The 12,660-nt window shown below is 64.7% G+C and carries 11 protein-coding genes; 9 read left to right on the top strand and 2 right to left on the bottom strand.

The features are described from left to right. Positions 1 to 2: 2 nt before the first annotated feature. Positions 3 to 965 carry a Gfo/Idh/MocA family protein gene (locus tag AWJ14_RS13815; RefSeq protein ID WP_066180201.1) on the bottom strand — a complete coding sequence of 321 codons (963 nt, stop codon included), beginning with the start codon at positions 963 to 965 and terminating at the stop codon, positions 3 to 5. Positions 966 to 1,109: 144 nt separating this feature from the next. Here AWJ14_RS13815 and AWJ14_RS13810 point away from each other — a divergent pair, with 144 nt between their 5' ends. Beyond that, on the top strand, positions 1,110 to 1,823 hold the full coding sequence (locus AWJ14_RS13810; RefSeq protein ID WP_066180199.1) for an acylneuraminate cytidylyltransferase family protein: 714 nt from the start codon (positions 1,110 to 1,112) through the stop codon (positions 1,821 to 1,823). A gap of 59 nt (positions 1,824 to 1,882) precedes the next feature. Then, complete coding sequence (locus tag AWJ14_RS13805) at positions 1,883 to 3,238, top strand: DUF2793 domain-containing protein (RefSeq protein ID WP_066180197.1); 1,356 nt, start codon at positions 1,883 to 1,885, stop codon at positions 3,236 to 3,238. A 48-nt stretch (positions 3,239 to 3,286) separates the two neighbouring features. On the opposite strand, the gene AWJ14_RS13800 is transcribed toward AWJ14_RS13805, so the two are convergent. Further along, positions 3,287 to 4,414: a hypothetical protein gene (locus tag AWJ14_RS13800; RefSeq protein WP_066180194.1), complete on the bottom strand. Its 1,128-nt coding sequence runs from the start codon at positions 4,412 to 4,414 to the stop codon at positions 3,287 to 3,289. Between the two features lie 196 nt (positions 4,415 to 4,610). Between AWJ14_RS13800 and AWJ14_RS13795 the strand changes: the two genes are divergently transcribed. From AWJ14_RS13795 to AWJ14_RS13765, 7 genes are all read left to right on the top strand, one after another. Beyond that, complete coding sequence (locus tag AWJ14_RS13795) at positions 4,611 to 6,005, top strand: CDP-glycerol glycerophosphotransferase family protein (protein WP_066180192.1); 1,395 nt, start codon at positions 4,611 to 4,613, stop codon at positions 6,003 to 6,005. A gap of 4 nt (positions 6,006 to 6,009) precedes the next feature. After that, the gene (locus AWJ14_RS13790) at positions 6,010 to 6,729 is read left to right on the top strand and encodes a class I SAM-dependent methyltransferase (RefSeq protein ID WP_066180190.1); all 720 of its coding nucleotides are present in this window, start codon (positions 6,010 to 6,012) and stop codon (positions 6,727 to 6,729) included. Further along, the gene (locus tag AWJ14_RS13785) at positions 6,726 to 7,775 is read left to right on the top strand and encodes an N-acetylneuraminate synthase family protein (protein ID WP_066180188.1); all 1,050 of its coding nucleotides are present in this window, start codon (positions 6,726 to 6,728) and stop codon (positions 7,773 to 7,775) included. The genes AWJ14_RS13790 and AWJ14_RS13785 overlap by 4 nt, the downstream gene beginning before the upstream one ends. Beyond that, entirely contained in the window at positions 7,765 to 8,754 is a 990-nt protein-coding gene (locus AWJ14_RS13780) for a phosphotransferase enzyme family protein (RefSeq protein WP_066180186.1), read from the top strand. Before AWJ14_RS13785 ends, AWJ14_RS13780 begins: the two co-directional genes overlap by 11 nt. 63 nt (positions 8,755 to 8,817) lie before the next feature. Beyond that, positions 8,818 to 9,834: a Gfo/Idh/MocA family protein gene (locus AWJ14_RS13775; protein WP_083220264.1), complete on the top strand. Its 1,017-nt coding sequence runs from the start codon at positions 8,818 to 8,820 to the stop codon at positions 9,832 to 9,834. After that, on the top strand, positions 9,834 to 10,487 hold the full coding sequence (locus AWJ14_RS13770; RefSeq protein WP_066180182.1) for a hypothetical protein: 654 nt from the start codon (positions 9,834 to 9,836) through the stop codon (positions 10,485 to 10,487). Before AWJ14_RS13775 ends, AWJ14_RS13770 begins: the two co-directional genes overlap by 1 nt. Before the next feature lie 235 nt (positions 10,488 to 10,722). Next, the gene (locus AWJ14_RS13765; RefSeq protein ID WP_066180180.1) at positions 10,723 to 12,588 is read left to right on the top strand and encodes an ABC transporter ATP-binding protein; all 1,866 of its coding nucleotides are present in this window, start codon (positions 10,723 to 10,725) and stop codon (positions 12,586 to 12,588) included. Positions 12,589 to 12,660: the final 72 nt, after the last annotated feature.

The following is a 12,660-nucleotide window of genomic DNA, read 5'->3' as shown; positions in this document are numbered from 1 at the left end:
CGTCAGCGATCGGAAAGACCGTAAATGCGGGCGACGAGTTCGGTGCTCCGCAGAGCGTCGTCTATCGTCGCCGCACCGGTGTCGCGCCCCTGCCAGGCACCGAGGACCCGCTCGGCCTGAAGCCGGAAGCCGGGCTTGTAGCTTTGGTCGGCCTCCGTGGCTGCGACCTCGTTGAGGCTGCGTTCGCCGGCATTCTGAAACACCGCCCGCTCAAGCGGCCGCATTTCCCAGCGCCGGTGCGGCGCCGACACGGTACAGGCCCAGGGCCCGGGGCCATTCCAGATGCCGCGGTAGACGCCGGTGTCGCCGGAGGAGAAGCGGACATGCGCCAGCACCACGCCCGGGTCTTCGGCATTCCAGGGCTGCAACACGGTGACGTCGCTGACCTCCCCGCGCCCGAAGGCCACGAGATAGTCGACCAGGTGGATCGAGTTGGCGTACATCCAGTTCTGAACCACCGTTTCGGCGTGACCGATGACCCGCGCGGTCTCGAGGCTCTGCTGGTCCTGCACCTCGATGAACCGCGGACCTGCGTTCTCGGCAAGGTCGGCCAGCGCCGCCTGGGTGGAGCCGAGGGTGCGGCGGTTGAGGCCGACCCAGACCTGCCGTCCCTTCTGGCGTGCCAGCGCATGCACTGCGCGGGCTTCCGCCAGATCGAGGCCGATCGGCTTCTCCATGAACAGGGCAACGGGGCGTTCGAGAATCCTGGCGGCGACGTCGTGAATGGCCGGTTCGTAGACGGCCATGACCACCAGGTCCGGCTTGGCGGTGTCCAGCATGTCATCGAGATCGTCGAAGACGGCGGCAATGCCGTGCCGGGCGGCGATCGCCTCGGCCTTGTCCCGGGTGCGGTTGCAGATCGCCACGAACTCGACGCCATCGAGCCCTTCGAAGGCCTTGGCGTGTTCGGCGATCATGCCTCCGGCGCCGACAAAGGCAACGCGACAATTTCTTCGGTCCTGCATGGTAAAACTCTCGGAAATGGGCTGGATATATCCTTTAAGCCGGCCTAAAGCAGCCTATCCCCCGTGTCAATCAAAGGCCGCGCATTCCGCTTGCAACCGGCTGATACAGGGGAAAAACGAGCTTTCTGGCGAGGAAAACCGCATATGAAGATGTGTGTCGTGGCCGCCCGGGCGGGGTCAAAAGGTCTCCCGGACAAGAACATCAAGATGTTTGCCGGCAAGCCCCTGCTGGCCCACACCGTTGCCCAGGCGATGGAGTCGGGCATCTTCGACATCATCGCCGTGACCAGCGACAGCGCCCGCTATCTTGCGGTCGGGCGGGAAGCGGGAGCCAACCTGCTGATCGACCGTCCGGCGGAGCTCGCCACCGACACGATCAGCAAGCCGCCGGTGCTGCGCCACGCGCTGGCAATGGCGGAGGCGGAGGCCGGACAGGAGATGGAGATGCTGTTCGACCTGCAACCGACATCGCCGCTGAGGACGCCGGCCGACATTCCCGGCGCCGCCCGCACCCTCAACGACCGGCCGGAGCTCTACAATGTGGTATCGGTCAGCCACGCCAAGGCCTCGCCCTACTACACCCTGGTGGAGGAAACCGCGGACGGGCGTGTGGAACTTTCCAAGCCCCGGGACGGACGCTACGGCCGCCGCCAGGACCTTCCGGCCTGCTATGAACTCAACGGCTCGATCTATGCCTGGAGGCGCGAGCCGATCATTGCCGAAATGCCTGCTTTGACAGAAAAAACCGGCTTCTGGCTGATGCCCGACGAATGCAATTTCGACATCGACACCCCGCTTGATTTCGCCATTGCCGGCTTCGTCGCGCATCATCACTTCGGCTGGCCGGAAACCCACTGACCGTCCACACCGCCCGACCGCATGGGACAATGGCGCCGGTAAACCCACCGGAGACCGCCATGACCGCCACACCCAAGCTCGACCTGCCGCTTCTTGCCGCGTCCCAGGCCCAGAAGCACGTCACCCACAACGAAGCGCTGATGGCGCTCGATGCGCTCGTGCATCTGAGCCTGAAAAGCAGAACCCAGCTCGCACCGCCGCCGGATCCCGAAGACCAGGCCTCCTATTTCGTCCCGGACGGGGCCACCGGCGGCTTTGCCGGGCAGGAAGGGCGGGTCGCGACCTTCAGCGACGGGCACTGGATGTTTCGCACGCCGCGCGCCGGGTGGTTCGCCTATCTGGAAAGCGAATCCGCAGCCCTGATCTGGACCGGCACGGGCTGGCAGGGCCTGGGCGGCGGCGACAGCTCGCCGTCACGGCTCGGGGTCAATGCGGTCGCGGACACGACGACCCGGTTCGCCGTCGCCGCGGACGCCTCGCTGTTTACCAGCGAGACCGCCGATCACCGGCTGAAGATCAACCGGAGCTCACCCACCGGCACCGCCTCGGTCTTGTTCCAGACCGGCTTCTCCGCAGCCGCGGAAATCGGCCTGACCGGGGATCAGGCGTTGCGCCTGCGCCACAGCGCCGACGGCAGCAGCTTTGGCGACGCCATGATCATCGACACGGTTTCGGGCCAGGTGGCGTTTCCGGCGACATCGGGCGCGGTGGGCGGCGACTACCTGATCAACGGCGATTTCTCGATCAATCAGCGCAATTTCGGCGGCGGGGCGCTCGCCGACGGCAGTTTCGGCTATGACCGCTGGAAGGCCGTCGGCGCCACCAGCCTCACGCTTTCGGGCGGGCGCCTGGCACTGGCGGCGGGGAAGATCCGCCAGGTCATCGAGGCCCCCGACCTCGCCGGGGCAACCGTGGTGGTGTCAGTCGAAAGCCCCACCGGCGCCATTGCCGTCGAGCTCGGCAGCGCCAGCGGCCTCATTGCCGCCGGAGGCGGGCGGCGGCAGGTGCGACTGACGCTCGGCCCCGGCGACACCGGCAACCTCGCCCTGTCGCTGTCGGCCGCCTCGGGCAGCGTCAATTTCGCCAAGGTCAAACTGGAACACGCGCCTGCCGCAAGCCCCTGGCGCTCGCGCCGGCCGGGCGAGGAACTGTTCCTGTGCCAGCGCTACTACCGCATCCTGGCCTTCTCCCTGTCGACTGGCACCGGCGGCGGAACCCAGACCTACAGTCTGCCGATCACCCCACCGATGGCCTTTATCCCCGTCGCAACGCGACTGGGGAATATGATCTCCGCAGGAGAGGCCGGAACCAGCCGGCTCACCTCCAGCTCGGCCAACACCGCATCGACCTTCGGGGTCTACAATGGCGGGACCGGGATGGTTGGCGGGATCTTCGAGCTCGTGGCCGAACTGTGATGCATTGGCTCGCTCTGCACTGAGCCAATTTTCGAGACCGCAGTCACTCTAGGACCCGCCGCCATGAGAACGCACGAGATCGAGAATATGGGCGGCGGCCCGGGAGGGATCGGCGAGATTGCGTCTGGCGGCCTGCCAGCAGTCGCGTTTGCCCTCTTCGCTCATGGCGGAGAAGAGCTGGCCGCCCAGATCACTGCCGGGCAAGGCCACCTTGGCCAGGCCGAGCGCGATATAGGGAAGAGCCTCGAAGGCGATTTTGGAGGAAAGATCCGCATGCAATTCGGCGGAATGCAGCATCGCGACCGGCGTGACCAGCGGCGCGGGCGAATGAAAATTGAGATAGGCCGCATCGTAGAGGCAGTTGGACATGACCGCACAGACACAGTCGCACAACAGGAGCGAATCCTCGATCGGCCATGCCTCAAGGAAATGGACCTCCGGCAGACAGGCGCGCATCAGCTCAAGCGTGCGCTGCCGCTGGTCTGCGCTTTCGCGCGGATGCGGCTTGTAGACGACATCCACCTCGACCGGGAAGTCGCGCACCGCCCGCGACCAGGCGGCCATCGACCTGGAATAGCCGGGCACATCGTGCAGCGCCTGCCCGAACCATCCGATCAGCGGCCGGCCGGATGCGCCGATCCGCGTGCGGGCGGTTTGCCGTGTCTTCAGCATCTCCAGTGCGGCATAATCGGCATGCCGGGTCGAGCCCACGACGACGCAGTCAATGCCATGCGCCTGTCTCGTCAGGGCCGCGGCCGCCTCGTCCAGCACAAGAAACAGGTCGGGCTTCCGACCGAAGAACCCGTTCCATTCGCCCCAGAAATCCTGCAACAGGAAACCCGTGCACGAGCGCATCTGCAACAACGCCTCGTCGATGCCGCCTTGGCCGGGCGACGACAGACCGGCAATCACCACATCGGGCTGCTCGCGCTGCAGAATGAGCTCGGCCTGGCTGAGCAGGGCGGCCGCGTTGAGGTCGCCTGCGCTCTCGGCCGCCGGCAGCTCCACCGCGATGGAGGTGATCGAACGACGGCGCAAGATGCTCAAGGCCGGTTCCTGCGCGACCACCACCACACGGAAGCGGTCATCGCCCAGGGCCAGCTCGATAATCGGCGCCGCATAGAGCGCCGCCGCCGCATCCCGCGCCGAGAAAATTATGGTTTTTCGCGTATGCATCCGATAACTATGGTTGTGAATAGGCCTGAAGGGCAGCGTTCCGTGTGAATAGCTGTTAGATCTACAGCATCAAGTGGCCTGCCGCCATGGTGGCAATCCAAGTGTCCGACGAGTTTTGGGTGGCGTGCAACGAATGTTTCTTTTCTGTGTCTACTCCGTCTCCCAGATCCGGATATTTGAGGAATTCGCGCGACGGATGCCGGAGCGCACTCCCCGTCTGTTCCTGTCTTTCAATGACACGCCTGAAGTGAACACAACACTTCGCGTTACAACCGAGCGTATTTCCAGCCGGCTTGAGGTCCTGGCTGAACACAGCGGCGCCGTAACATCTTCCGAACTCGATGACGAGCGCGGCAGATCGGAATTCGAGATCTACAAAAGCAAGATCCCGCTCAACGAATCCTATTGCGACATTCTCCTGCGCCAGAAGGCGGCATGCCGGAAATTGCTCCTGGAGAACGCGATCGACACGGTCATCGTCTGTGAAGACGGGCCTGGCGGCTGTGCGGCTCTGATCGCGGTGGCGCAGGAGCTTGGTATTCTCGTTGTCGAAATGCCTTTCGGCATCGGCGAGATGCGCGACTACCGGATGCATATCGAAAACCGGGCTGCGGAGAAGACCCTCAACCTGGTGCCCGACGACCCGACCGGCAAGGCGCTGCGCAAATATGCTCCGAAGTGGATCCTGCCCACCGAATATGGCCCGATCACGCTGTTTCCCGCCGAATTCGTGCTTGCCCGCATCGCCGTCGGCCTGGATCTGCCGGAGCCCTGGGTGGTGCATGGCGGCTCGGCCGACGCGCTGCTTGTCGAATCGGAAGCCATGGAGCGCATTTATCGCCGCGAGAACGTCCCGGCCAGAAAGCTCATCATGACCGGCTCGTGCTACGCGGACGCCGTCTATGACGAAACCGCCTCGGATCCGGCGTTGATGAAGGCCTATGAGACCGCAAGCCTGATCGATGCCGAAAAGCCGCGCATCCTGATTGCCCTGCCGCCGAGCTATCACCGCGAGCGGAAGGCGGAATTCGCGACCTATCAGGAAACCTTGGAGCGGTTGCTCAAGGGCTGCAGGGCCGCGCATCCCAATGCCCATATCACCGTTTCGGTGCACCCGGCGGCGGATCAGGCGACCCGGCAAACCGTTGCCGATCTGGCCGACGGCGTTTCGGACGACTGGCTGTTGCGGCTGATCGCCAGGACGGATGTTTTCGTCACCGTAGTCTCCAGCACGATCCGTTGGGCACTGATGGCGAAGAAGCCAGTCCTCAACTATGATATGTATAGGTTCGATCAGCCGACCTACGATACCGCGCCGGCCGTCTTTACCACCCCCGAACTTAACCAGGCGCTGCAACGGCTCGGCGATATTCTGGCCACGCCCGAAAGCTATCACCGCGCCGCCATGGAAGTCAGCGCCTGCAGCGGCGAATGGGGCATGATGGACGGCCGCAATTTCGTGCGACTTTGGCAAACGTTGCAGGATCTTCGGCAACGGCACGCCGAAAGGGCAACAAAGCCCGGCAAATCAAGCCAACAGCGCAGCATCGCGCAGCGGGTGCTGTCGCTGTTCCGCAAGACACAGGATTAGACGCGTGGTGTCCGACTACAAGAGAACCGAGGTCTACAGCGGACCGGAAGCGGCCCAGCCCAAGCACATGTTCGTCTGGCTGTGCGACCGGCTTGCCGCCAGCGGCACCCCGCCCGCGCGGATTCTGGACGTGGGTGCGGCGACCGGCGACTTTCTCAGATATGCCGCGAGCCGGTTTCCGGATGCCCGCTGCGAGGGCCTCGAATATGATCCGGAACTGGTCCGGATCGGCACCGGCAAGGGCCTCAGACTGCACCACGGCGATGCCAACGCCATGGAGGACTTGCCGAACGGAGCATTCGACGCCGTGTTTCTGACGGGAACGCACAGCATTTTCGAGGATTTTCGGCCATCCTTTGCCGAATGCATCCGGGTAGCCCGCGGCGGCGGGCGGGTCTTCGTCACCGGCCTGTTCAACGATTATCCGGTCGATGCGCGGATTCACTGGCGATATGCGGAGCGATTCGAGGACGACTGGCATCCGGGCTACAACCTGTTCTCCAAAGCCAGCATAGCGGCGTTTCTCGCCAAGCAGCCGCGAGTAGAGGCGCATACCTTCGAAAAATTCGTCCTGCCCTTCGATCTCGCGCCGCAAGACGACCCTATCCGCTCCTGGACCGAAACCGGCAGTTCCGGCGAGCGCGGGTTTCGCAACGGCATCATGCCGCTCAATCTCGAATTGCTGACACTGACACTCACTCCGGAAGACCGAACTGAACGATGAGCACCAGGCCAAGGCAAAAAATCGGAAGCCAGTTTATCGGCGCGGGAGAACTGCCGCTGTTTCTCCCCGACATCGACGTCTATTTCAAGGACGATACGGAGGGTGCCCGCCGGCTGGTCGATGCACTGGCCTCGTTGGGCGTGACCACGCTGAAAGGCGCGCTGCTGCACGATCCGGAAACCTGCCTGCCGGGCGGAGACACCGCCTATTACGTCTCCGGGGAAGGCCTGCGGACGGAAAACTACCGCGCGATCGTCGATCGCCACGTGGTGCCGCTCGACACGCTGCGGCGGATCTATTCGGGTGCCCGGGACAAAGGCCTCGATCTGATCCTGAGCGTCTATGACGATCCGGGAATCGCTCTGGCGACCGAGCTCGGTTGCGCTGCGGTCAAGATCCCGAGCAGCAACATCACCCATGCGCCGCTGATCCGGGACGCGGCCTCGACGGGGCTGCCGCTGATCATCGACACCGGGCGGTCGACGACGGCGGAAATAGCCCGCGCCGTGGGCTGGGCCCGTCAGGCGGGCGTGACCGTGCTGATCGTCCAGCACAGCCCGCCGGGCCCGCCTGCCCCGGCAAGCGCCTTCAACCTCAACATGATGACGGCGCTCGGCGAGGACCACGACTGCTTCGACGGGCTGTCGGATCATTTCGTGGGCATCGACATGATGCTGCTCGCTGCCGCGCGCGGCGCCGACGTCATAGAAAAGGGTGTCTGCCTCGACGGAACCGGAAGCGACATCGACATCGCCCATGCGTTGCCGATTTCCCAGGTCGGAACCGTGCTCGAAAAGATCCGGCTCTATCACGAGGCGCTGGGCGCGCGCGAACGGGTGCTGCCCGCCGACCGACCGCTGCCGCCGGACCGGATGTGCGTGGTGGCGGCAACCGACCTTGCGGCGGGCACGCCGATCACGCGCGCCAATGTGCGGTTTGCCTTCCCCCCGCTCGGCATCGGCTGCGAGCACTGGGACCGCCTTGATGGCCAGCCGGTGAAGCGGTTCGTGCCGGCCGGCCAGCCGCTGCAAGACGATGACGTCTGACACCGGCTTCCAGGCGCCGATCCATCCGGGCCACGACCCGATCCCGTTGCGGTTTACAGCGATCGAGGGCGAGTGGGTGAGCCAGGCCCTGCCCGATCTTGCCATTGCCGGGGCCGAAAGGGCCGAGGACGGGCGTCCCGACGCCAGGACCGGCTACTACCGGCTGACGCTGGCCGATGGCCGGCAGCTGTTCGCGAAGGTGAAGGCCGGGGAACGCGCCGAGCGCGAGCGGCAGGCGGCGGCCCTGTCCTCGCAGCTTCACAGGCTCGGCGCCGCCACGCTCGCCGCCGAACGGATCCAGTCCTTCCGCCAGGACGGGCTCAGCCTGTTCCTCTACCCCTGGGTCGCGCCGGCTTTTTATGACGGGAGCCTGGCCGGATTGACCAGCCTGGGCGAGGCACTGGCGCTGCTGCATGGCAGGATGCGAGCCCTGCCGCCGGACTTCGCTCCCCGCAGGCATCTTCTCGACCTCTGGCAGGACCGGCTCGGACGGGTTGCACAAGCCAGCTTTGCCGATGACTACCGCCGGGCGCTTGGGGGTGCCGGCGAAGCCTTCGCCCGCGGCGAAAGCCAGATCGCCCACAACGACATCCACCGCGGAAACGTGCTATTTTCCGGCTCCAAGGTGGTTGCCTTCATCGATTTCGAGGACGCGGTCGCAACCGGCTCGTCTCCGCTGGTCGATATCGCCGGAAGCCTGGAGCGATTCTGCCTTTCGCCGGAACCGGGCGAGGAAAAGGTGCGGGCGCTGCTCGCGGGCTATGCGCGCCGGGACGAGGCAGGCGGCGTCACCAGCGCCTCCGGCCTCGTCGATGTGGGACTGTGCCGCTGCTATCATGCGCTCGCCATCCTGGAGTTTTCGAAGGCTCCCGAAAATCCGGCCTGGGTCGCAGAGCGGACGAAATTCACCACCCTGCTCGACCGCTGGTCCGAATGGGGGAAGGTCATCGACGCCGCCCTGCGGGGATTAGGGGTTTGACGGCAACCACCGCAGGCTTTATCCCGCTCTCAACAGCAACCGATCACGAATCCGGACAATTTCATGAAAACAGCTCTCATCGGACTTGGACGCATGGGGATGCGGCAGGCGACCGTGCTTCGCCAATGCGGCCTCGACATCACCGCGGTCGCCGACCTGAATGCCGAGGCCTGCGCAACCGCGGGCAAGGAGCATGACATCGCGCCCGAACGCCAGTTCGCCTCAGGCGAGGAGCTGATCGAAAAGATCAGGCCCGAATTGCTGGTGATCGCCACGACCGCGCCCAGCCACCGCGACCTGGTGATCAAGGCCGCCGGCAATGGCGCAAAGAAGATCCTGTGCGAAAAGCCGATGGCGGTGAGCCTCAAGGAATGCCAGGAGATGGTCGAGGCCTGCGACGCGGCCGGGGTCGATCTCGCCATCAACCACCAGATGCGGTCGATGGAACAGTATACCATTCCCAAGGAAATGTCCGCCTCGGCCGAATTCGGCGGCATCGGCAGCATCATCGTCAGCGCCGGCAATTTCGGCATGGCGATGAACGGCACCCATTATTTCGAGATGTTCCGCTACATGACGGATGAAGAGCCGGTGCTGGTCAGCGCCTGGTTCTCCGACGAGAACCTGCCCAATCCGCGCGGGCCGCAGTTCAAGGACGCAGCCGGCAGCGTGCGGCTGCAGACGGCTTCGGGCAAGCGTTTCTACATGGATTGCGATTCCGACCAGGGCCACGGCATGCAGGTGACCTACAATTGCCGCAACGGCCGCATCACCATCGACGAACTCGACGGCTCGATGCACTATGTCGCACGCCATGCCGAGCATCGCGAGCAGCCGACCACCCGCTACGGCATGCCCTACGACAAGGGCGCGCGCACCATCACGCCCGCCGATGCGGTGGCGCCGACGCGGGCGGTGCTCGAAAGCCTTCTCAAGGGCGAGAATTTCCCGAGCGGGCGTGACGGGCTGCTGGCCATGAAGCTGCTGATCGCAGCGCATGTGTCGAATGCGCGCGGTGGCGCCACCGTCGACCTGCGCAAGGAACAGCTGCCGGCCGATCTGGCGCTGCCGATTGCCTGATGACGCCCGGCGCCGTGCTGATCGGCAGCGGGCCGAGCCTGAATGTCGATGAACTCCGCGCCCTGGGCGGAGTTCCGGCGATCGCGTTCAACCGCTCCTTCATCGCTTGGCGCGACTGGGGCTTCACGCCGCGTTACTACGCCTGCACCAATGCCGCCACGGCGGCGCTGGTGGTCAATGACGTGGACGAGATCCTGGCCTTTGACGGGCTCGAGCGGATCTGGCTGCACCGCCGGTGCGCGCAGGCCGAAGCGGCACGATCGGACCCGCGGGTGGTGTTCGTCGATCCCGCCACGACGGATTTCGGCCTCCGCGATGGCCGGATCGCCGATTACGGCAATGTCGGCGCCTCGAGCCTGCAACTGCTGTGGAGCATGGGCCACCGCCGCGTGCTGCTGATGGGAACCGACGCCCGCTACCAGCTGAGGGAGGGCGGCCCCGCAGTCAATCACTTCCGGGCGGACTACATCCCCGCCGGCTTTTCCAGCAACACGCCGGCGAGCACGGAACGCTGGCGCGATGCGGTTGCCGATGCGCGCGCACACGGAATGGAGTTTCGCTTGCGGGCACCGGGATCGGCACTGACCGAGATCGCCGGGCTCGACCAGGATGCCGCATCCCTCGAGCAGACGGCGGCGTGGCTCAACCCGTAGGCCAGGCCCGGCCCGTCGAGGCGCCAGAGCCGCGTGATCGCCCGGCCACAGGCGCACGGCCGGCGCATGCCGACGCCACACGCCGCAGTCCGGAAGGCCGGCAATGTTCAATCCGCGCTGGAAGTCGCTTGGCAGACCATGTAAAGGTGCGGCCCCGGGCAGAGCGCAACACCATTGGTCCGCATCTCGTCATCCGGGTTTGCCGGTCAATGAAACATTTATGATGGACAGGTAAATGCTCGGCCATGCCGCAAGACGATTTCGCAACAGGGCATCCGTCTGGCTTGCATCCCTTCGCGGGACCCTCGCGGTTGTCCTGCTGACCCTGAAGCTTGCCGAAGGGCACTGGCTGTTCGTCGTCAGCTACATCCTTCTGGCAATCATCAATGCGGCGACCGAGAGCTTTTCCATCATGCTCATCGTGCCGCTGCTTCAGTCCTTCTCCTCCGACAGCATCTTCGCGGGCGTTCCGGTGCTGGATTCGGTCGGGCAATTGCTGATGCCGTTTCCGCCCGAAGTCAGGCTCCGCTGGGTGGCCTGCATCCTGCTCGGCATCATCCTGATCAAATCCGCCGTGCAGTACTTTACCGAGGTGATGATCTACCTGCTGCCCCTGCGTCTCGAACGGGACCTGAGAATGCGCGCATTCGCGGCGATCATGGAAAGCAACCTGACCTTTGCCGAGAGCATTTCGACGGGCGATATCGGCAATTACACCGCGTCCTTCCCGGCGCGCGCCGGGCTGGCGCTCCGCTTCCTGATCCAGGGCACCGCCGCCGTGATCACGATCGCCATCATGCTCGGCCTGTTCATCGCCATCACGCCGTCCGCGCTGATGGGCCTCGCCGGCTTCGTCATCATCGGCTCGGTCCTGTTCAAGAGCCTGACAGGCCCCCTCGCCAATCGTCTCGACCGGGAAATGACGGACTCGCAGCGCGAGTTCACCCAGGCCTATTTCGAGGCGGTCAACAACAAGCGGACCATCAGGATCTTCAACGCCACCGACACGTTTCTGACGCGCATCAACAAGCTGCTGGAGCGGCTGCGCGGCGTGCAGACGCAGACGATCGCGGTGCAGAATGCGACCTACCCGTTCTTCGCGACGCTGTCCGGCGTGCTGGTCTGCGGGCTCGTGCTGATGGCAAGCTTCGCGAGCCCCGATGAGGCGCAGGCGCTGCTCGGCGTGTTGCTGCTGTTCCTGGTCGCCTCGGCGCGCATGCTCGGCCCCTTCAGTGTGGCCCATATCGCACGCATGCATTTTTCCATCCATGCCGATCCGGTCCGCCAGATGGATTTCTTCCTCAGGGAAGCGGCGCGCAACAAGGATGTGGATGGCGAGACCGAGCTTCAACGCGCGGCTCAGGAAATCACCTTCAGGGATGTCTCCTTCGCCTATCCGGGCTCGCAATCCGGCGTGAAGGACCTGGATTTCACCGTCCGGCCCGGAGAGTTTCTCGCCATCGTCGGCCCCTCCGGCTCCGGCAAGTCGACCATCTTCCACCTGCTTTCGCGGCTGCGCCGGCCGGACCAGGGGGAGATCACGATCAGCGGACATCCGCTCAACGAGTTGCAGATCCGGTCCTGGTGGAACCAGCTTTGCATCGTCAGCCAGGATGTGCCGATCTTCAATGCGACCGTCCGCGAGAACATCCACTTCGGCAAGATCGGCGAGCCCGACGACGCACGGATCTGGGACGCCCTCGAGAACGCCGTGGCCGCCGATTTCGTCCGCCGCATGCCGGACGGGCTCGATTCGTCGCTGGGAGAATTCGGCTCGAACCTCTCGGGCGGCGAACGCCAGCGGCTTGCGCTGGCCCGCGCCTTCTATCACCGGACTCCGGTCATCCTTCTCGACGAGGTGACCAGCCAGCTCGATGCGGAAACCGAACACCGCATCGCCGAGAGCATCTCCCGGCTGCACAGCGAGAAGCACACCATCATCGCCATCGCGCATAGGCCGAAGACGATCCGGGGCGCCGATCGCGTGCTGGTCTTGCGGGACGGCCGGGTGGTGGCGTCCGGAGATCACGACACCCTCCTGACGGAAAACGGTTTCTACCGGGAGATGGCCGGTCCGAGTGAAAAAGCAGTGAACGGATGACGACCACCATCATCATCTTCCTGAATGCGGCGCACCAGCGGAGATACGTGGACGTCGTCACCAGCGCCATGG

Source organism: Parahoeflea olei (assembly GCF_001703635.1).
Lineage (GTDB): Bacteria > Pseudomonadota > Alphaproteobacteria > Rhizobiales > Rhizobiaceae > Hoeflea > Hoeflea olei.
The sequence above is the reverse complement of the archived record's forward strand: the minus strand, read 5'-3'. Positions and strand labels throughout refer to the sequence as shown.